At 41.2% G+C, this 22,425-nt stretch carries 15 protein-coding genes; 12 read left to right on the top strand and 3 right to left on the bottom strand.

Annotated elements, in window-relative coordinates; genetic code table 11:
• The first annotated feature begins 77 nt into the window (after window positions 1-77).
• Entirely contained in the window at window positions 78-1,391 is a 1,314-nt protein-coding gene (der, locus tag ACUXV0_RS14125) for a ribosome biogenesis GTPase Der (protein WP_446190209.1), read from the top strand.
• Here der and ACUXV0_RS14120 read toward each other — a convergent pair whose 3' ends face one another.
• Both ACUXV0_RS14120 and ACUXV0_RS14115 read right to left on the bottom strand, forming a co-directional pair.
• Complete coding sequence (locus ACUXV0_RS14120; RefSeq protein ID WP_446190208.1) at window positions 1,392-4,622, bottom strand: DUF4961 domain-containing protein; 3,231 nt, start codon at window positions 4,620-4,622, stop codon at window positions 1,392-1,394.
• 88 nt (window positions 4,623-4,710) lie between these two features.
• Window positions 4,711-6,261 (bottom strand): sulfatase, encoded by a 1,551-nt coding sequence (locus ACUXV0_RS14115; protein WP_446190207.1) that lies wholly within the window; start codon window positions 6,259-6,261, stop codon window positions 4,711-4,713.
• Window positions 6,262-6,460: 199 nt separating this feature from the next.
• Here ACUXV0_RS14115 and ACUXV0_RS14110 point away from each other — a divergent pair, with 199 nt between their 5' ends.
• The 6 genes from ACUXV0_RS14110 to ACUXV0_RS14085 all read left to right on the top strand — a co-directional run bounded on the left by ACUXV0_RS14110 (window position 6,461) and on the right by ACUXV0_RS14085 (window position 12,195).
• Window positions 6,461-7,441 (top strand): nucleoside hydrolase, encoded by a 981-nt coding sequence (locus ACUXV0_RS14110; protein ID WP_446190206.1) that lies wholly within the window; start codon window positions 6,461-6,463, stop codon window positions 7,439-7,441.
• Window positions 7,442-7,455: 14 nt separating this feature from the next.
• Window positions 7,456-9,291 carry an ABC transporter ATP-binding protein gene (locus ACUXV0_RS14105; protein WP_446190205.1) on the top strand — a complete coding sequence of 612 codons (1,836 nt, stop codon included), beginning with the start codon at window positions 7,456-7,458 and terminating at the stop codon, window positions 9,289-9,291.
• 58 nt (window positions 9,292-9,349) lie between these two features.
• Window positions 9,350-9,853 (top strand): META domain-containing protein, encoded by a 504-nt coding sequence (locus ACUXV0_RS14100; RefSeq protein ID WP_446190204.1) that lies wholly within the window; start codon window positions 9,350-9,352, stop codon window positions 9,851-9,853.
• Window positions 9,854-9,933: 80 nt separating this feature from the next.
• The gene (locus tag ACUXV0_RS14095; protein WP_446190203.1) at window positions 9,934-10,755 is read left to right on the top strand and encodes a DUF2911 domain-containing protein; all 822 of its coding nucleotides are present in this window, start codon (window positions 9,934-9,936) and stop codon (window positions 10,753-10,755) included.
• Between the two features lie 70 nt (window positions 10,756-10,825).
• Window positions 10,826-11,689 carry a 23S rRNA (adenine(1618)-N(6))-methyltransferase RlmF gene (gene rlmF / locus ACUXV0_RS14090; RefSeq protein ID WP_446190202.1) on the top strand — a complete coding sequence of 288 codons (864 nt, stop codon included), beginning with the start codon at window positions 10,826-10,828 and terminating at the stop codon, window positions 11,687-11,689.
• A gap of 137 nt (window positions 11,690-11,826) precedes the next feature.
• Complete coding sequence (locus ACUXV0_RS14085) at window positions 11,827-12,195, top strand: hypothetical protein (protein ID WP_446190201.1); 369 nt, start codon at window positions 11,827-11,829, stop codon at window positions 12,193-12,195.
• On the opposite strand, the gene ACUXV0_RS14080 is transcribed toward ACUXV0_RS14085, so the two are convergent.
• Window positions 12,196-14,019, bottom strand: a complete 1,824-nt coding sequence (locus ACUXV0_RS14080; protein WP_446190200.1) for an ABC transporter ATP-binding protein — start codon at window positions 14,017-14,019, stop codon at window positions 12,196-12,198. It abuts the gene before it with no gap.
• Between the two features lie 95 nt (window positions 14,020-14,114).
• On the opposite strand from ACUXV0_RS14080, the gene ACUXV0_RS14075 reads away from it, so the two are divergent.
• The 5 genes from ACUXV0_RS14075 (at window position 14,115) to ACUXV0_RS14055 (ending at window position 22,396) form a co-directional block, all read left to right on the top strand.
• Window positions 14,115-15,134 carry a hypothetical protein gene (locus tag ACUXV0_RS14075; protein WP_446190199.1) on the top strand — a complete coding sequence of 340 codons (1,020 nt, stop codon included), beginning with the start codon at window positions 14,115-14,117 and terminating at the stop codon, window positions 15,132-15,134.
• A 40-nt stretch (window positions 15,135-15,174) separates the two neighbouring features.
• Entirely contained in the window at window positions 15,175-17,514 is a 2,340-nt protein-coding gene (locus tag ACUXV0_RS14070; protein ID WP_446190198.1) for a hypothetical protein, read from the top strand.
• A 191-nt stretch (window positions 17,515-17,705) separates the two neighbouring features.
• Entirely contained in the window at window positions 17,706-19,523 is a 1,818-nt protein-coding gene (locus ACUXV0_RS14065; protein ID WP_446190197.1) for a family 16 glycoside hydrolase, read from the top strand.
• 37 nt (window positions 19,524-19,560) lie between these two features.
• Window positions 19,561-21,477, top strand: coding sequence for a hypothetical protein (locus ACUXV0_RS14060; RefSeq protein WP_446190196.1), 1,917 nt, complete (start codon window positions 19,561-19,563; stop codon window positions 21,475-21,477).
• 22 nt (window positions 21,478-21,499) lie between these two features.
• The gene (locus ACUXV0_RS14055; RefSeq protein WP_446190195.1) at window positions 21,500-22,396 is read left to right on the top strand and encodes a hydroxypyruvate isomerase family protein; all 897 of its coding nucleotides are present in this window, start codon (window positions 21,500-21,502) and stop codon (window positions 22,394-22,396) included.
• The last annotated feature ends 29 nt before the right edge of the window (window positions 22,397-22,425 follow it).

Below are 22,425 nucleotides of genomic sequence, written 5' to 3'. Positions count from 1 at the left end.
AATTGGAAGATGCTTTTCGTATCTTTGCAGCCCTTTTCAGAAAAGGAAGTAAATTAGCATTAATCAGCAGCAGAAAAATGGCCAATATTGTAGCTCTTGTAGGTAGACCAAATGTAGGAAAATCAACCCTTTTTAACAGGTTGATAGAGGAACGAATGGCCATTACTGATAACGTAGCTGGCGTAACCCGTGACCGTCACTATGGGCAGTCTGTATGGACAGAAAAATACTTCACCGTAATAGATACCGGAGGGTACGTGGTCGGTTCTGAGGATACTTTTGAAGGAGCCATCAGAGACCAGGTAGCATTAGCCCTTGATGAAGCCACTGTTGTGGTTTTTGTGGTAGATACCATCAGCGGCATGACGGATCTGGATAAGGATTTCGCCAACATCCTCAGAAGAATAGATAAGCCTATTATCATCGCCGCTAATAAGGCCGAGACGTTTGAGAGACAAAGCCTGGTAGCACCAGAATTTTATGCCTTGGGACTGGATTCAGAGGTATTCCCGATTTCTTCAACCGACGGTTCAGGAACTGGTGAACTTCTGGACGAAATCGTCAAACATTTTGAAGACGAGGGTATAGAAAATCCTGACGAGGGCATACCTAGAATCTCCATTCTGGGTAGACCAAATGCTGGAAAATCCTCTTTTCTGAATGCCCTAATAGGTAAAGACCGAAGCATAGTTACAAACATAGCCGGTACCACCAGGGATTCTATTGATACGCACTACAAACTGTTTGGAAAGGACTTTATCCTGACAGATACGGCGGGGATTCGTAAGAAGGCTAAAGTGCATGAAAGTATTGAATTCTACTCCACACTAAGGTCTATAAAGGCTTTGGAAAGCTCCGAAGTATGTATCGTAATCTTAGATGCTGAAAGAGGTTTAGAGGCACAGGATATTCATATCATTGCCCATGCTCATAATGCCAAAAAGGGTATTGTTTTGATGGTGAATAAGTGGGACCTTATTGACAAAGACTCTAAGACTGCAGACAAAATGCAGAAAGAGATTTTAGAGAGACTGGCTCCTATGAATTACATGCCAGTAGTTTTTGCTTCGGCATTAAACAAGCAACGAATTTTCCAGGTGATAGAAAAGGCTATGGAGGTTCATGAAATGCGTCAGCAAAAAATCTCTACATCTAAGCTGAATGCTACGCTTCTGCCTCTAATAGAACGTACTCCACCGCCGGCACTAAAAGGTAAGTACATCAAAATCAAATATATAACTCAGCTGCCGACGCCATCACCTACATTCGTATTTTTCTGTAATCTACCACAATACATTAAAGAACCGTATGAGCGTTTTCTAATCAATAAAATCAGAGAGCATTTCGGTTATGAAGGGGTGGCTATTACAGTTTTCTTCAGAAAGAAATAATTAGCGAATGAGCACTTTTTGAGTGTAAAGGCCATGTTCGGATTTTACCTTCAGAAGATACATTCCATAGGGTAAATGAGAAACCTTGATGGACTTCTCTTTTCCTTCTAGGACTTTTATACCCTTAAGGTTTGCCAAAGTCCAGCTTTCAATTTCCTCTGTAGTTTCCAGTTTTATCTGGTCTGCGGTCGGGTTAGGGAACACTTTCAATCTGGAATTAAATTCATTTCCCAGAACTGGCTTTTCTCCTTCTGTGAAATTGACGAATATATCCGTAGCTCCGGTACCCTTGCCTTCGCGAGTGCCATCGGCGTTTCTAAAGACCATTCCTATTCTGAACCATGTGGCGTTTGAAGGAACCGCAGAGAAGTAATTCTTCGGAGTAATTGTAATCTGCCACTTGTTTGGCTCACCTGGGACCTGAGTCATTTGACCTAGCCCATCATCATCTCCCCAGTTGCCTATTACGTATTGCCAGTCTGTCCCAGATTCTGAGCTTGTAATAATACCAGCATGCATGTATACCTTGGATGCCCCCACCAAGCCTGCAGTACCGGCAGGGTTAGACTCTTTAGCATCAAAAGTGATCGTAATCTCAGTTTCTGGCTGAAAAGCCTCTGGTGACACAGTAACCACGGGACCATTTACAATAACAGTATCCCGGGCCTCAAAGAATGTGACGAGGCTATCTTCCACTTCATGCTTTTGAGTGGTAAAGACATGAAACTCACCCGGAGAAAGATCAAAGTCAACAGCCCCGGTGACATTGACAGAGTCTTTCTCAAATAAGTCATACCACCAGCCTTCACGTATAAAAGTTACACTTTTAGAGGCATTCTGAATATCAAAGTTTCCAACGATCACCACACCCATTTCTTCATGATCTATAGAAAGTGTCTTAACAGCTCCGGTCATACTTTTCGTAAGTGTACCCTTGGTAAAAACAGTCTTATAATCATTTACAAGATTTATGAGGGCAGCATGTGTTTTATACAATTTCTGACGCTCAGCATCACTATTGTAATTTAAACTACCCTCACCCCAAACCAGCGGTTTGTTACCTACTCTGCCATTAAAGTTTATGTCAATATCATAGCCCAATTCCTGGAATTGCCACATCATTTTTGGCCCTGGCTGAGTGTAGAAAAAGGCAGTCATCATTTTGAGACGATTGATTGCTTTTTCAAAATCTCGTGGATCATAAGTAGATTTTAAAGCTATAGAAGCGTTATCTATCCAGTACATCTGCCGCTGTTCATCATGGCTCTCTAAATAACTCACACGCTGGCTATCATCCAGTCCAGTGAGCGTTATGCCGGTATTCCCTTTCATGGCCTCTGCTACATCATGATTACTATTACCCCAGGTAAGCATACCCGCTGCCTGCAGCTCGTTTTCCTCTCTGTTATCGCCAAAATGCTCCAGAATCAGTATGGCTTCCGGGTCAATTTCCTTAATTTTTGAAGCCATTCTTTTCAATAAAGCCGCACGGGATTCATCATAGGAAGACCATCTGCCGACATCCGTATTTTGTCGCTGGGTAAAGCCTTTTGACAAGTCAAATCGGTAGCCATCAAAGTGATATTCTGTGAGCCAGTACGCATTAACAGAATCTACAAAAGCCTGTGTGTATGGACTTTCATGATTGAAATCAAAGCCTACATTGAAAGGGTGAGTGGCCACCTCATTAAACCATGGACTTTCTGCCGTAGGCCTGCCCAGAGCATTATTCCAATTAAGTTTCACAAGGGCATTTTGACCAAATGCATGATTTAAAACCATATCAAGAAGCACAGTGAAACCCTGCTGATGAGCCGTTTGAATGAAATTCTTTAAATCGTTTTTTGACCCATAATATTTATCCGGAGCAAAGAAATAAGACGGATTATAACCCCAGCTTTCGTTTCCTTCAAACTCCATAATGGGCATCAGTTCAATGGCATTAACGCCCAAAGTTTTTAGATAAGATAGCGTATCTGCCAGGTCTTTATAATCATGAGAGCCAATAAAATCTCTTATCAATAATTCATAAATGACCAATTCTTCATCTGGAGTAGCAGAAAACGTCTTTTCAGATTCAGCCCAGTCAAATGGCTGCTGCCCCGTTTGAAGCACCGTGGCTATCCCGAAATCCTGTTTATCATATGGAGGTAAATTAGGATACACTGATTCTGGTATAAACGAATCATTCCAGGGGTCTGCCACCTTATCCGCGTAGGGGTCCCCTATTTTAATCGTTCCATCTACCCAGTATTGGAATACATATTCTTGACCCGCCGTGAGGTTATCAATCTCCAGGAAAAACAGCTCTTTATCTTCCGTCTGTGTCATTTGGAATTCTTCTCTCACTTCCCAGTTTGTAAAATCGCCAACCACATAAGCAAAACTTTTACCGGGAGCCTCTAAAACCAAAGTAGCCCTGGTTTCATCCTCCAAATAATTGATTCCCTTTTTAAGGCCTGCAGGCAGTTCAGAGCCAGAAATACTTCGCAAAACATTGACCTTGAAATCCTTGGTCACTTGCTGGGTATCAGCCTCAAAAATTGCGGTAGCTCTTAATGCTAATTTTTCACTGGCGTTTACCTGATAATCATAGTTTAGTGTTTGAGCATTATCTACAGACCGAACCTCCTCAAAACCTTTTCCGGCATTAACTTCCAACTTTAATGATTTTGCCACCCCAGAAGCTTTGACATTAAAGGTTTGCGTACTGCCTTTTTCTTTAAATAATTCTGTTTCCAGAGGGCTGGCTATTTGTACATAATTACTGACATTGAGATTCAGAAATATATCTTGATTGGCGGCTACACTGCCTCCTTCAAAGGCTCCTGGTGTGCCTTTACCTTCTTTGGTACCAAAGCCATTTCTAAAGACCATGGCCAGTCTGAAAACGGGAGTTCCGGTAGGAACTCCGTAGTATTGACGAATACTACTTAGCTTAATAGACCACAGGTTTTCTTCACCTTCTACCTTGGTCATTTCACCTATACCATCATCATTTCCCCAATTACCCTTTACATATTCCCAGCCTGTGCCAGCCGGGCCAGAAAGCACCACACCCGAATGCATATAAACTTCACTCTCCCCCACCAGACCGGCGGTCCCCTCAGTAGCATCATAAATGATTTCTACAGGCTCATCTGGCCCTGCATTTTGCGGTAGTATTTTGACAATTTGCCCGAAAGAAGGAATGGACAAAATCAGAAGGAAACAATAGAGTTTAATATTCACAGTTTAGGTATAGGTTTTCTCAAAGATAGGAAGACCACATATCCAAAACGTTCCGATTTTAGATATCGGAACTCCTAAATTCTGAGGGCTAATCTCTTGTAATCTTACTCCCCCACCAATCTGCATTCGGCTTATAGTCCTTTGAAAGCATTTCCTTACGTTCTTTTTCCAGCCGAGGCCAAAGCTTAGTACGATAAGATTCCAAAACCTTTAGCTCCTTTTCTGCATCATACAGAGGATCTGGAGAAGGAAGTTTGGCATTCGTTTCTTCTAACCAATTATGAAGATCTAAACTCAACACCTCTACTTTATCAGGAAATAGTAAGGCTATATCATTCTCCTCAGAAGGATCCTCAGATAGCCTGTAAAGCTCATCTCTCCCATCCTCCCAATAATGAATCAATTTCCAGTCGCCATCGCGAATGATGGATGAAGGTTCTCCTCCTTGATTTCCGTAATGTGGGTAGTGCCAGTAAAGTTTTCTTTCTTCTATGGCATCTCCTTCAAATAATGGCTTGAGAGAAATGCCATCAAAATTTTCAGTAGACTTAACGCCTACCAGATCCAGCAATGTTGGGTAGAAATCCATTCCTGTTACTGGCGTTTTATTCTGAACGCCCTTCTCTGTAAACCCGGGAACAGAAATCAAATATGGCTCTTTAATTCCACCTTCCCATTGATACCCTTTTCCTCCTCTCAGAGGAGAATTTGAGGTAGAAAAAGCATCTCCTGAGGCCACGCCACCATTATCTGAAGTAAAAACTATAATGGTGTTTTTATCTAGGCCCAGCTCTTTTAGTTTGTTTAAAACCAAACCCACAGCATCATCCATTTGCTCTATCAGACCAGCGTAAACAGGATTATCCTGATACTTACGAATGGGCAAAGTTCGCTCCATTTTAAAGCCAACTTTGTCCTGCTGATTTTCGGGGAGTTTTGTCTGGAACTTTGTCCATTTTTCTTCAGTGGTTTGAATGGGCCCATGCACAGCATAAAAAGATAGAAAAGCAAAAAACGGATTACCTTGACTTTGCTCAATAAACTGACAGGTTTCGTTGGCCAGACGCAACGAAAGATTTTCACCCTCCTTATGGTTTTCCAGGTTAGGGTTTTCAAATGGAGCAAAATACCCTCCCATTGGGCTACCTGCATGAAAACCACCTTTATTGATATGGAAACCGTGGTCTTCTGGCCAAGATCCCTCATCCCCCAAATGCCATTTTCCTGCAAAAAAGGTTTTATAACCTACTTTCTGAAAAGCCTCCGCCAGGGTTATTCTCTCCTTTGGCAGTTGGTAACTGTACTCTGCCGGAAGAATTTTGCTATGCCTTCCTACAGATCTCCATTCTTCCCCTGTCTTAGCACCGATCCAGTCTGTTATTTGCAGCCTTGCCGGAGATATACCTGTCATAATTGCCGCCCTTGAAGGGCTGCAAACTCTGCTGGCAGCATAACCATTTACAAAATTCATACTTCTACCAGCCAGAGCATCTATATTCGGAGTTTCGTAATACTTGCTCCCAGAGTACCCTAGATCATGATATCCCAGATCATCGGCAAGAATAAAAACGACATTTGGACTTTTCTGTGCATATGTGAATGAGGTTATAAGTAGAAAGCAAAGGATTATTTTTTTCATTTCAATAGGTTAGTTGATTTCAATCTACCCCTAATTCCATAGGATAAAAAGTGAGGTACAACCAAAATCACTAAATTGAAGATCAAAATCTCAAACCCATTGATTTTTATACAAGAACACCCATTACACTATGACAAAAAGTGATGTGTTTCTTAAAAAAAAACTTAATTACAACCATTGAAATAATCTAAAAACAAACATGAAAAAGGTTACTCTATTACTTCCATTAATCTTACTATTTGCCTGCAACTCTGAAACTGAAAAATCTGACGATCGCATTAGAGTTTTCTTTGATACTGACGCCAATAACGAACTGGATGATCAACATGCTTTAGCTTACCTGCTTAGTAATGCAGATGTTTTTAATCTGGAAGGGGTAACAGTAAATGCTACTCGCAGTGGCGGTGAAATTGAGAATCATTACGCTGAAGCCGAAAGAATCTTAACCCTTTATAATGCCAATGACAAGATCGATTTGATTAGTGGGGCAAATGCTGACTTTGAAAGTATAATATCAATAGACTCTTTAAAAAGTGATGGTGCAGAGGCCGTCAATTATATCATTGAGAAAGCCAAGGAAGGACCTTACACTTTAATTGCCGTGGGTAAACTAACAAATGTGGCTCTTGCTGTAGCAAAGGATCCAGAAATTGTGAAGAATATTAACCTTGTCTGGTTAGGCTCTAATTACCCTGAACCTGGCGAATACAATCAAGACAATGACACCATTTCTATGAATTATTTGCTCAATACAGAACTACCTTTTGAAATGGTGACTGTGAGGTATGGAGAACCTTCTGGTACAGATGCCGTAAAGGCTTATCAAACCGAGATTAACAAAAATATGCCAGGCCTTGGCCCAAAAGCCTCCAAGTCTATCACTGGTAGACATGGAGGAGAGTTTTCTACTTTCGGTGATTATGCGGTTAACCTCTTTGAGTATATTGATTATCACGGCACCCCACCTTCCAGACCACTTTTTGACATGGTAGCCGTGGCAATATTGAAAAACCCTGAATGGGGAAAGAAAACTGAAATCCCTGCTCCTGTGTTAATCAATAACGAATGGATTGAAAGACCTCAAAACCCTCGAAAAATTACGATTTGGGAGAATTTTGACAGAGATGCCTTAATGGCTGACTTTTACGATTCAATTAAAAATTATCAACTAAACGAATAAGCCAAAGGCAATATATGCCACCACCTCCATTAAAGTCTTTAAAACCCGAGCGGCTAAACTTTAAAGAGAGTTTTGCAGCACTTACATATATACCTCGCTTCTTTAAAAAGATTTGGGAGGTCAATTCGGCTCTCTTTTTAGCCAATATTGTAGGTAGATTATTGGCAGCTCTTTTACCCGTGGCCATGCTGTGGGTGGGTAAAATGATTATTGATGAGGCCGTACTCCAGCTGAATGCTGAGACAAAAAGCTATCAAAATTTATGGCTATACCTGGGTCTTGAGTTTGGTCTTGCCATCTTTTCAGATCTTCTCACTCGCCTCAGCGGACTTACTGATGGGCTTCTGGGTGACCAATACGCTAATGCCTCATCGGTAGAGCTCATCCAGAAAACCTCGGAGCTTAATCTTGCACAGCTAGAGGATTCAGAATTTTACGATAAACTAGAACGTGCCCGGCAGCAAACCACCCGCAGAATCGGGCTGATGTCAAATGTGCTTAACCAGGCTCAAGACATCATTATCATCATTTCTTTAGTAGCCGGGTTAGTATTTTTTGAGCCTTGGCTATTGGTGCTTCTCGTGGTAAGTATCGTCCCGACATTTATAAACGAACTCCGCTTCAGCGGCTCCAGCTATTCACTGGCACGTAGCTGGACGCCCGAAAGAAGAGAACTGGACTACCTTCGGTATGCCGGAGCCAGTGACATTACCGCAAAAGAAGTTAAGCTCTTTGGACTGGCTGGGTATATCTCTGATCGCTTTAAAGACCTTTCAGATCGATATTATCACGCCAATAAAAAACTAAGTATTCAACGAACCAGTTGGGGGATTCTCTTCAATATGATCGGCACTTCTGCGTACTATGGTGCATATGTGCTCATCTTGATACAAACAGTAGCCGGCCTGATCACTATCGGTGATTTAACTTTCCTTTCTGGCTCTTTCAAAGGGCTTAGAAACCGTTTACAAGGTTTCTTCATTCGGTTTACACAAATCACAGAGAGTGCACTTTATCTACAAGACTATTTTGATTTTCTTGACCTGAAGATTGAAGAGGAAAATAACGTAAATGTTACTCCTCTTCCGCTAAAACCAGAAAGTGGTTTTGAATTTAAAAATGTAGGCTTCAAGTACCCCAATACTGAAAAATGGGTGATACGAGGTATAAATTTTAAGCTTAATGCTGGCGAGAAAATGGCTTTTGTGGGAGAAAACGGTGCTGGCAAAACAACTTTGATCAAACTTCTACTTCGGTTTTATGATCCTGACGAAGGTGAGATTTTGCTTGATGATATCAATATCAAATCGTTCGACAGAGCGGCTTATCAGCAATACTTTGGCGTTATTTTTCAGGACTTTGTCAAATTTGAATTGACCGTGAAGGAGAATATTGCCGTTGGCAAAATCGATGAGATAGAGAACTTAGAAAGACTGGAAACAGCCGCCGAGAAAAGTCTGGCAAATCAGGTGATTGATGAATTGCCTGCAGGCCTTGGGCATCAGCTGGGCAGGCGATTCAAAAATGGTGTTGATCTCTCGGGTGGTCAATGGCAGAAAATTGCTTTAGCCCGAGCGTATATGAAAGATGCAGAGGTGTTGATCCTTGACGAACCCACCTCAGCTCTTGATGCCCGTGCAGAATATGAGGCATTCCAACGTTTCATCAGTCTAACCATAGGTAAAACGGCCGTTATCATTTCACACCGCTTTAGCACAGTACGGATGGCCGATAGAATTCTGGTGCTGAAAGATGGCAAAGTTGCTGAAATAGGAACTCATGAAGAACTGATGGCAAATCCTCAGCTTTATGCCGAGCTGTTTGAGCTTCAGGCGGCAGGATATCAATAACTCAAATACAACTTTCTACCCTGACTACGCATTTATAGAGTAGAACAAAACACAATTTATGATTAGTAAACTTTTGTGGATTTCAGGCCTAATTCTTTTAAGCCAAATTCAATCCTGTGAACAAGTGACAGCAGACGCCAGAAGTAATATCGAAGGCAAATGGCAATTGGAGAAAGTTTTCCTTAGCGATGCCTATGATACTCCTTGCGGCTGGGAGGTGGAAAAACATAACCCGCTGACATTGTCTATTGAGGTAGAAAATGACCAATACCGAGTATCTGGCAAATCGGCCGTTAACTCCTATTTCGGAACCTTGGATATCATTTCTTTTGACGCAGAAACAAATATTGGAAAACTGGAAATTGGCCCTCATGGAAGTACCAAGATGGCAGGCCCTCCGGAATTAATGAATTGCGAAACTCGCTTCTTTGACTACCTCGGCAATGCCACTGACTTCAGAATTGAGGGCAATGAGCTCCAAATTGGTCAATTTAAGAAAGCAGATAGTCATCCGAGAGACGGAGGCACTTTTCTGGTTTTTGAAAAAGTAGAGGAAGATTAACATTTTTTTGATGCGGCATGCAGCATTGCCCCCCTATACTTTTGTCTATCTTTGATAGAATAATAAACCTTATCAGAAAAATGAAAAAATTACTTTTCGGCCTGGCCGTTTTATTCAGTGTACAGCTTAATGCTCAAAACCTGAAAACGCCGGCCCCGAGTCCTTCACAAACTATCAAGCAAGACTTTGCCCTTTCAAGCATTGAGATCAACTATTCTCGCCCTTCTATGAAAGGCCGTGACATTTTTGGCAGCCTGGTACCATTCGGTGAAAAATGGAGAACAGGAGCAAACGGAGCCACAACGATCAAGTTTGGTCAGGACGTTAAACTTCAAGGCAAAGACGTAAAAGCAGGGACATATTCTATTATCACTGTTCCAGGTAAAGAAAGTTGGGATGTGATGCTTTGTACGGAAGGTACAAGCGTTTTCAATTTCAAAGATGAGAATGTAGTAACCACAGTTTCCGCTAATGTGGTTAACATGCCTATGGAAATGGAAACTTTCACTATCGTGATCGATAACATGAGCAATACTTCGGCCGATATCAGTTTCCTATGGGACGAAACTGTAGCAATTATGACCGTTACAGCAGATATTGACAGCCAAATCATGTCTCAGATTGACAATGTGATGAACAATGACAATAAGCCTTATTTTGCTGCTGCCAGTTATTATTATGAAAACGGCAAAGACATCAATAAGGCTGTAGAATGGGCCACAAAAGCTGCCGAAGCTCAGCCTACCGCTTACTGGGTACAGCACCTAAAAGCTAAAGCTCTGGCCAAGTCTGGTAATAAAATAGCTGCCACGGCTGCTGCTAAGCTTTCGATGGAATTAGCTGAGAAAGCGGGAAACATGGACTATGTAAGACTAAACAAAGGTCTTTTGGAGAAAATGTAATCCTTCTCAAAAAAATAGAGAAACACCTGCTCAAATGGTCAGGTGTTTTTTTATGCGTAATTTTCGGCCAATGCACCCAAAAAACAAACATAAAGGAGCTTATGATTTGATTGCTTTGCAAAAAGCAATTCCAGAATTGGGTACGCAGATTATTCAATCTCCGGATGGGAGAAAGACAATAGATTTTTCAAACCCTGTTTCGGTAAAATTGCTGAACAAGGCCCTTCTCAAAAAAGACTACCACATCGATTTTTGGGATATCCCTGAAGGTTATTTATGTCCGCCAATTCCCGGCAGAGTGGATTACATTCACCACATGGCTGATGTTGTCAATGAATCATTAAATACTAAAAATAAACATATTATCAACTGCCTGGATATCGGCACCGGAGCCAACTGTATCTACCCTATCCTCGGTTCTCAGGAGTATGGGTGGAAATTTGTGGCGAGTGATATCGACAAGAAGGCTGTAAAAAATGCCCGAGAAATTATTTCAAAAAATGATCTATTAAAGGGTAAAATAGAAATACGTTATCAGGAAAATTCAAGGGATATATTCAGAGGAATAATTCAAGAAGAGGAGTATTACCATCTGACCTTTTGTAACCCGCCATTTTATGAATCTGCAAAGGAAGTGGAGCTTGAGAGCTCAAAAAAAGTTACAAACCTCGGTCTAAAATCAAAGGGAAGAAACTTTGCAGGTCGAAACCATGAACTCTGGCGTAGTGGAGGAGAAAAGAAGTTTATCAATGATATCGCTTTTCAAAGCAAATTCTTCAAAGACCAGGTATTGTGGTTTTCTACCTTAGTCTCCAAAAAAGAGAACCTTAAAGATCTCTACAAAACTCTCAAAAAAGTAGGCGTAAAAGACATCAAAACCATCAATATGCTTTTGGGTAATAAGGTGAGTAGAGTGGTGACTTGGAGGTATTAATCCTCAACTTCAATACTATATCTCTTATGTAATTTGAAGATTACGTCTATGTATTTTGCATTTTATTTTTATGCAAAATGAAAGTTATTAGATTTTTCTACTGAAATTAGTTCAATAAGTAAACAAAATTTTATTCCGTGGATCTAATAACCCTTACCCCGCTTGTTGTATCCTTTCTTGCACTTTTGGTAGCTTTATGGCAAGGATTCATCTCCAAAAGTCAGCTTGAAGAAGCCAAAAGAACTAAAACAGATACTGAAAAGTTGCTCGACGAAATAAAAGCCAAAGTAATTCAAATCCATTCTAACTCTGACGAAACAAGAAGAGATGTAAAAGATCAAATTGGAAAGCTAATCGATAAACAAGACGAAAATTTCAAGGTATTATTGAATGCCCCAAAAGAGAACTCTCAAAATGAAATTATAAAATCCCTTCTACCAAAGATGCTTGAAAACCCTGCAAATCTTGAAAGGATTATGAATGCGGCATTTAACAGTACAAAATAGTTACACCTCCTGCAGCTCTACCAGCTTCCTGTAAACGCCTTTTTCACTTTCTAAAAGTTCTGCGTGATTTCCGCGTTCTATAATCTTGCCGTCCTGAATCACCAGGATTTCATCTGCTGCCTGAATGGTGCTGAGGCGATGGGCTATCACCAAGGTCGTTCTGTTCTCCATGAGATGTGTGAGTGCGTCTTGAACCAGTCTTTCAGATTCGGTATCCAAAGCTGATGTAGCCTCATCTAAAATAAGAATAGGCGGGTTTTGAAGGATAGCTCGGGCTATGGAGATTCGCTGACGCTGACCACCTGAAAGTTTGGTTCCTCTATCACCTATCACGGTTTGGTAACCTCGTGACGTTTCAGATATAAAATCATGGGCATTAGCTATTTTGGCCGCTCTCTCTACTTCTGCTTGGGTAGCCTCTATACCAAAAGTGATATTATTGAAAATGCTGTCATTGAACAGTATGGCCTCCTGAGTCACTATTCCCATTAGCTTACGCAGCGACTTTTGAGAAACACTTTTTAAGCTAACTCCGTCTATGGTGATTTCACCTGAAGTAGGATCATAAAATCTTGGGACAAGATCTGCCAATGTAGACTTCCCTCCTCCTGATGGGCCTACCAAGGCAATAGTCTTGCCCTTGGCTACTTCAAAATTAATATCCTTTAGAACAGGTAAGCCCTGCTCATACTCAAAATTGACATTCTCGAAATTTAAAGAACTCTTGAACGAATCAATGGTGATAGCACCCTCGGCATCAGCGATCTCTGTCTTGAGGTCCATTAACTCTAAAATCCTTTCGCCGGCAGCAATACCTCTTTGCGAAGTAGAAAAAGCCTGTGCAATCTCTTTGGCTGGCCTCACCACCTGAGAAAATAAGGCGATGTAAGCAAGAAAGGTAGAAGCTTCCATTCCTCCTTGCTCGTTTAGTACTAAACTACCCCCAAATAGCAACAGAGAAGCAACCATAGTCACCCCGATGACCTCCGATACCGGATTTGCCAATTCCCTTCTCACGGCATAAGAAAATATCGACCTTTTATATCCTTGGTTTTCATCTTTAAATCTACTACCAACAAAACCTTCTGCCACAAAAGCCTTCACGACTCTCATACCGCCATATACCTCATCCATTACAGAAATCAGGTTTGCCAGCCTGTTTTGACCTTTGCCAGCATCTTGGCGTAGACGTTTGACAATAAACCCAAGAAACCCACCCGTAATCGGTATGACGATCAATGCAAAAAGTGTCAATTTTACCGATAGGTAAAACAAGGCCACTAAATAACCCACAAGCAGCAGTAATTCTTTTATTCCTGCCGAAAACGTATTCCCAATACTGTTTTCTACCTCCTGTACGTCTGTAGTAATTCTAGAAATCAAATTGCCCTTGCGTTCATTCCCGAAAAAGCCCAAATGAAGATTCAGCGATTTATCAAAAATAGCCTGCCTTAAATTGGCTACCATATTGACCTTAAAGCCTTCAAGGAGTCTATTACTTAAGTATCTAAACAGGTTAGTGGTAAAGATGCCAATGATCAGAAAAGCACAGACAAACTGCAAAGCGGCAAACTTGCCTCCGTCAGTGTAATATCCTACGAAGTAATAGTTGAACCATTCAATTGGGTTAATTCCGGTCGGTTTCTGCGTCATTTCACTGATGGCCTCCGGGCCTACCTGACCAAAAAGAACATCCAGCATCGGTTTTATCAATACCAAATTCAGTACCCCGGCCGTTGCAGATATAGCGGAAGTAATCAAAAACGGTATGACGAAATTTCGTAGCCTTCCGGCAAAAGATAATAGCTTAAAATATGTATTCATTCATTCGTCAGGGGAAAAGCCCCTTTACTCAGACAGTATGTCCTTAACGTGTATGTCGATTCGCAAATTTCAGAAAAAGCTTTTACTTTGATTTCATGAACCTCAGATTGTTGACTTTTCTTTGCTTTATCGCCTTGCTTTCGTGCAAAGAACGTCCGTATGAGGTAAAGTCAAAAACGGGAGCCATATATCATTGGAAATCCACCTATAACCCGGATAGCACCAGCCTACAAAAACTAGATGAACTTGGCATTTGTAAACAGTACATTCGGTTTTTTGATATCGACAAGAAGGACGACCAGTTCCCTCAGCCCAAAAGTGTTATCCGTTTTAAACAAAGACCGAGATATACTGTCATTCCGGTAGTTTACCTTACCAATAGAAGTCTTAAAAACCTTAAAACTGAAGAAATCGATAATCTTGCAATGCAAACCGCCGAGAAGGTAACTCAAATTGCAAAGCAAAACGATATCGACATAGAGGCATTGCAGCTTGACTGCGATTGGTCAAAAAGCACCAAAGACGCTTACTTCCAATATCTTCGGACACTGGACAAAACCCTTGATCCGGAAATTGAATTGAGCAGCACTTTACGCCTCCACCAAGTGAAATTTAGAGAGCAGACCGGAGTTCCTCCGGTAGACAGGACCGCTCTCATGCTCTATAATGTGGGGGACTGGACAAATCCTCAGACAGAGAACTCTCTTTTTGATCCACTAATCATAGATCAATATTTATCACGGATACCGGAGTATCCATTACCTATGGATCTGGCCTTGCCTATTTATCAGCAGGCGTTGGTTTACCGCCAGAATAAGCTTTTTACATTCATCAAAAACAAAGATCTCGAGGATATTTCGGAAGAGATCGATCTGAAAATAGCTAAAAATGCCAGCACTTATGTATGTCAGGAAAATGGCCAATACCTGAATAAAAGCTTTAGGAAAGGGGATATTTTCAGATTTGAGAATGTAGAATTTAGAGAGCTTAATCTAGTCAACAGAGCCGTATTACAACGAATCCAAAATGAAGATCTCGACTTGATATTTTATCATTTAGACGAAGGACCTTTAAGCTTATACCGCAAAAAAGAATTTATAGAACTCCTCTATTGATATTCCGTACTTTTGACTGTGCCATTGACACAGCATCACCATGAAAAAGTTAAGACTGAAAAGAATAGCGGCCTGGTTAATTTTATTTTCTTTCGCTTGTGGCCCGAGCCCAGCAGATTTTGAAGAATATTTCTCCGTTTTCAATCCTATAACTGCTGAGAGACCTCAAGCCACAGATTATTACTTCTACACCAATGACTACCTTCACTTCGGCAATGAAAACCCTGATAGTCAAACATTGGCAGATAGCTTAAACCTGGAAAGCTGGTTTCAATTTGCAGAGCAAAAAATCTCAAAAGAAGAATTCAAAGAAGGTTTGTACTCTAACGGCACTGGTCTGAAACTGGCGAACAAACTGCGTTCTTTCGGTTTTAAAGATGCTGCCGATTACGTCCTCATAGCACAGGACATAGACAAAGAGACACAAAAATTCAGCAGCAATTGGGAACCAGCCCCAATGGTGAATGATCAGATGCTGGCTGACCTTAGAGATTACGTTTTGATGAATATCATTTCTACTAAATCTGACTTTATCAAAGAGCGTTACACTTTGCAGGCCATGAAAATTGACGCAAAGCTCAATGACTACGTAGGACTTATTGATGATTATAATACGCTGAATGGTGAGTATAGAACTAAAACATTTATTTCTGAATGGATAGACGCCAGGCTGGCCGGTGCTTACCTCCACATGGGAGATACCGCTAAAGCTGTTCTGGCCTTTGCCAATGTTTTTGAAAAATCACCCACCAGAAGAAACCATGCCGATCTAAGTGTCAGAAGGCTCAGTCTAGAGAATTTCAATCAGGCCATAGAGCTTTCAGAAACCCAAGATGAAAAGGCAGCCGTCTATGCTCTTCAAGCTATCCAGCCCTATCAAGACGGACTTTCTCTGATGGAAAAAATAGTCGGCATAAATCCAAATCATCAGTTGCTTCCACTTATTATGGGGCGTGAAATCAACAAGAACGAAGTTGGTTTTTACGCTGATAAAAACGCTGGTCTATATGGCTATGAAATGGACATTTATGACCTTAGTTACCGCATAGACTCTTCAAAAGTAGCTTTAAGGAAACAAGAAGCACTCTCCTATTTTTCTGAACTTCTGTTTTTTGCGGAAGAACAAATAACACGGTCAAACGATGAACATAAACCGTTTTGGCATATTTCTTCGGCGTATCTGAATTTTATTGCAGAGCAATATCCGGTTGCTGAAAAGCATCTAAATGAAGTTTCAGGTGAGAATGTCTCTTTACAGCGGCAGGCAGAATTTTTAAAAGCTGCAATACTGCTCAAAACAAAAGGTCTGGAGGCAGAAGAAGAACTACTGAATATCGCCACCAACCTTAAAAAGATCAAATCATTTCGAGATAATAACCAATTGGTGTTCTTGGCAAACGAACTGTCTCAGCTTTACACAAACTCAGAAATCAATGCAAATCCCCAAACTGGACTCTTGAGTTCTTGTAAACCTAAAAAGGAGGTTTTCCCGGTATCAAATGTGAAGGCCTTGCTAGCCAAACTCATTGCAGCTGAAGATTCTGAGTACGGAGGATATATGAACAGCTACCACAAAGATGGCCTGATCTATCAACAAGACAGCCAAATGCTAGCTAAGCTCATCCAATTCTTCACTGAAGAAAAAAGTGGAACAGCCGATGAAACTTTAATAAAGCTGGCTGATATATCCCTGGATAATCTTTATCTGGCATACGGCAGAAAACTCATAAGAGAACATGATTATGAAAAAGCATTAGTTGCATTTGAAAAATGTCCTGAAAGTACATTTAATTCAAAGGCTTTTGCGGAGCATTTTGAGCCATATCCAAATCAATACATTGCGTCGCGAGGTAATGAACAGATTGACCTGGTAGCACCTCTGGACTATCTGGAAAAGGTGGTTGCATTTCAAAACCGAGCTGAAAAGAACGAGAATGATGCCGAAGCATGGTATGAATTAGGTCTGGCTGCTTATAATTTCAGCTATTGGGGGAATGCATGGCTATTTTCAGACCGTTTATGGAGTAGTATGGAGATTGAATATGGCCAACCCACAGAAGAAGATTATTTCACAAACACTTTTGCCAAAGACTGCTTTGAGAAGGCCTTGGCCGCAGACCCTTTACCAGAATTAGGAGCTCAAATATGTTATATGGGAGCACTTTGCGAACGTAATCAATACTACATTGCCTATACCAATGGCAAACCTGACACCTATGATGAAAACGTACTCAGCCATTACCGCATAAAAATGGAAACGAGTGTAAAGCCAACATTCAGAAGTTTTTTCAAGAGACTAAAGAATGAATTTGACGAAACAGTATATGAAAGCCAGGTGATCAAAGAGTGTATGAATTATGTGAACTATAAACTGCAATAAAGAACCCTCAAAGCCCCAAATTGATCTATTTCATCCATCAAATGGGCGACTTCCTGCATATCACTTCGTTCTAAAAATTCATTAGTCCTTATATTTGGCAAACGCTAAACTAACCTAAGTTGGGGTTGCTATGTTTTGAGCAATCTCTGATGGCATATTGCCGGAATCTTCAAAACCTAAATTAATTACTTATGAAAAAAGTGCTCAGTGGCTTATTAATAGCCCTGATACCTGCTATTGCAGCTTCGCAAACCCAGGTACTTTCCAGAGACTTATCAGGATGGAAAAATCCTGCCGGAAACTGGAAAATGGTTAGTGAAGCTACAGCTCACCCCTTTAAAGACAATCATCTTTCATTTACTGAAGGAGAAGGCGTTTTAGTTAATATTCACGAACATGGTCTCTATGGTAGTGATTATGAATTGATCTCAGATTTTACACATGGTGACCTCGACATCGCATTTGACTTTATGATGGCCAAGGGCTCAAACTCCGGCATTTATCTGCAAGGCAATTACGAGATTCAATTGCTGGACAGCTGGGGCAAAAAAACACCAAAATATGGTGACTGCGGAGGTATTTATCAAAGATGGGATGAGTCAATGCCCGAAGGTCAAAAAGGCTACGAAGGCTCTGCACCAAGAGTAAATGCTTGCAAAGCACCGGGCTTATGGCAGCATATGGAAATCTCTTTTCAGGCTCCTAAGTTCAATGCCGCTGGAGAGAAAATTGAAAATGCCAAGATGATTTCTATTACATTAAATGGGCAGTTACTACATGAAAATGTAGAATTAACCGGTGTAACTCGTGGCTCTATGACCGAGAAAGAGGTAGCTCTGGGTCCTTTGAGATTTCAAGGAGATCATGGTTCTCTGGCTTTCAGAAATATCGTGATCAATAATTTCGATAAACCAGCGGCTTCTCTTGAAAACCTCAACTATAAGGTTAGCTATTCATCTTACGATCCTGATAAAGACCCACGAAATCTACCAATTGATGAAAGCGGAGAGTTAAAAGAACTCACTTGGGAATTTATGAAGCAGCCAAATGAATATGCTTATACGATTACAGGAGATTTCAATGCCCCAACGGCGGGAAATTACCTTTTTGAAGTATACTCATCTGCCAATAACACACTAAAAATAGATGGCAAAGAAGTTTTGGCTAATAAGTACACGGGGCCAAATGATATGCGTCAAGGTGCTATTGAGCTTACAGCAGGCAAGCACAGTATAGAAATATACAATGCCAAATACGACGCCTGGATGAAGCCAACACTTGGAGTCTTTGTATCAGGACCGGGCTTCAGATCAAAAGCTCTTCATTCTCAAGGTTCTATGCTGGGCAATAAGCCAGCTGACCCTATTTTGATCTTAAATGAAGATTACGGCCATATGCGTAGCTTTATGGATGTGGTTATAGACGGCAAGAAAAGGAGAGTAGTACATGCTATTTCTGTAAGCACTCCAGCAGACATTCACTACACTTATGACTTAGATAAAGGTGCTTTATTCCAAGCCTGGCGAGGAGACTTTCTAAATGCTACACCAATGTGGAATGATCGCGGAGACGGTAGCTCAAGACCTCTTGGTGCTATTTCTGTTTTCAATGATGATGTAACAGTAGCCAATGTATTACCAGCCACATGGCCGGCGGATACTGTTGGCACCAACTTCAAAACTTTGGGATATAAACTTGACGAGCAGAACATCCCGACTTTTGAATACTCTATCTACGGCATGAAGGTCAGTGATAAAATAGTAGTCGTTGATAAACAAAAATTAAATAGAACTCTGACGACGGAAGGACGTAAGAGCTTTGCAGCACGTGTAGCTGTAGGTACTAAAATTGAGAAAATTGATGATGGGCTTTTTGCTATAGATGATAAAGCCTGGTTTATAGAAGTACCCAAAATGAGTGGGAAGGTGGTTAGCCAAAGAAAGAATGCCGGTAAAAGCGAGTTGATCATTGGTGCCGGTGGCGAACTAAACTATAACATCATTTTTTAATCGGTGGCTCGCCACTTGAACGAAAAGAATTAATCGAATGAAGAAGATATTATCAATTTTACTTTGCTCAGTATTCTCCTATGGAGTTTGGGCCCAAGAGTCTCCTAAAGAGGAAGACTTTTATAAAATAGTTACACCGCCTGTTCCTGAAGGAGTTTTACTAGAGGTTGGCGGACTATGTACCTTACCAAACGGTTCCCTTGGTATTTCTACCAGACGTGGAGATATTTTCATTGTAGAAAACCCAACCAGCAGAAGCCCATATTTCAGAAAGTTTGCTTCTGGTTTACATGAAGTTTTAGGCCTTGAATACCTCAACGGCTCACTTTACTGTGCACAGCGTGGTGAGCTTACAAAACTCACAGACACCAATGGAGATGGTAAAGCTGACCATTATGAAACTGTGAGCTCTTGGCCTGTATCTGGCCATTACCACGAATACTCTTTCGGGCCAAAACTGATTCCAGGTGGTGGATTTTTTGTCAGTGGAAATGTAGCCTTCGGGAATGAAGAATGGTGGAGAGGAGAAGCTCGCGTACCGGGTAGAGGAACCATTTTTAAGGTCAATGAAGATGGAACTCGTGAGGAGTTTGCCGCGGGTGTGCGTTCTCCGGCCGGTCTCGGAATGGTAGACGGTGAATTATTCTATACAGATAACCAAGGAGACTGGATGGGTTCAGGAGGTATATGGCATGTTAAAAAAGGAGCCTTCATGGGCCACCCGGCTAGTTTAGCCTGGCTAGGAGAAGATTCCCCAATTGGTATTACAGAAGAACAGTTTTTTGCTGAAAGAGATAACAGAAAAGTGAGAAACGAAGCTGGAGCATATATCAAACCTGAAAACGTGATCAACGAAACACCTGATATGCTTTGGGAGCTGAAAGAGAAATATCCTGCGGTGCAAACTCCGGCAGTTTGGTTACCTCATGGTGTACTCGGGGTTTCTAACTCCGAAATCATTAAGGATGAAACTATGGGAAGCTTCGGACCTTTTGTAAATCAGCTTTTTGTTGGTGACCAGGGTCAATCTAAAATCATGAGAGTTTATCTGGAAAAAATCAATGGCGAATACCAGGGAGCAGCCTGGGACTTCAGAAGTGGTTTCCAGTCTGGCGTAATGCGAATGGACTGGGCCAAAGACGGTTCTCTATTTGTAGGAGAAACCAACAGGGGCTGGGGCTCTGCCGGTGATGCTAATCAAGGTCTTCAAAGATTGGTTTGGAATGGCAAAATGCCTTTTGAGATGCTCACTATTAAAGCCAAACCAGATGGATTTGAAATTGAATTTACTCAGCCGGTTGACAGAAAGTCTGCTGAAGATTTAGCTTCGTACAGCGTATCCAGCTTTAATTATAAGCACCACCCGGTTTACGGTTCTCCTCCCATTTACAGAGAAGACTTACCGGTTAAAGGGGTGAAACTGTCTGCCGATGGCAAGCATCTGAGAATTGTATTGGACGGCTTAAGAGAGTACTTTATTCATGAGCTAAATCTGGATGGTGTAAGAGCTGCTGGTACTTATTATTCGCTGGTTCACCCTACGGTTTATTATACATTAAATAAAATTCCTGCTGGTGAGAAGCTTAGCCAAAGCGAATTAAAGACGACAGACTCAGGTAAAAACAAGCCCAAGTCTGCATCTGCCACTGCCAAAAAAGTTGTTTCGCCTGATGGACCTGGTGGTGCCAAGGCAGCCGCTGTGAGTTTTGATGATGTAAAACCTTTGCTTAGAAAGCATACTTGTCTGGCTTGCCATAATGAAAATAAGAAGGTAGTAGGTCCAGCTTTTAAGGACATTGCAAAGCGTAAATACAGCAACGAGAAAATTGTTGATTTAATTTATAATCCACGGCCGCAAAACTGGCCGGATTATGCCACGCCAATGGCACCAATGCCACACGTACCAAAGGATGATGCTTTGAAAATTGCATCGTATATTAACAGCCTGAAATAATCAAGAAATATACCCTAACGAAATGAAAGCGAATACTTCCAGAAGAAATGCGTTAAAAGCCTTAGGCACTGTAGCTGCTGCAGGATCAGTTTCTGCCAGTGCTATGGCCAAAGAGGCCTTGACTCCAAAATCTGAATTAAAAAACAATATCAAACACTCGGCATGTAGATGGTGTTACAGAACTATCGAATTTGAAGAGTTAGTTATTGAAGCCAAAAAGATTGGTTTACAGTCAATAGAATTGACCGGACCAGAAGAATGGCCGATACTTCAGAAACATGGCATGACCTCCGCTATCGGCTGGGGGGATTGGCCTAAAGGAACAGGACTCACAAATTTCTTTGCAAACACAAAGAATCATGACACTCTGGTAGAATTCTATGAGGAACTGATACCAAAGGCAGCAGAGCATGGTATTACACAGCTCATTTGTTTCTCTGGTAACAGAAACGGAATGAATGATTACGTGGGAATGATGAACTGTGCAGAGGTAATTAGAAGAATTATTCCTACTTGTGAGAAGTACGATGTTATTCTTTCAATGGAACTGCTGAGCTCAAGAGACAGCCACAGAGATTATATGTGTGATCATATAGATTGGGGTGTGTCACTTTGTGAAATGGTTAATTCAGATTATTTCAAATTACTGTATGACATTTTCCATATGCAAAGTATGCATGGAGACCATATCAGAAATATCAGAAAGTATGGTAAGTACATCAGCCATTACCATACTGGCGGAATGCCGGGTAGAAAGGAAATTGACGAAACTCAAGAGATCTATTACCCTGCCGTAATTCAGGCCTTGATAGATTCAGGATACAAGGGCTTCCTGGGTCAAGAGTTTATTCCAACGCCCACAGATAAAGCTGGAATGCTGGCTTCTCTGGAACGCTGCGTTAGAATCTGTGATGTTTAAAAGTATCTAGAAGATAATTGAAACGGGAG

The sequence above is a fragment of the Jiulongibacter sp. NS-SX5 genome (assembly GCF_052828545.1).
This window is presented reverse-complemented; position numbering and strand designations above follow the sequence as displayed.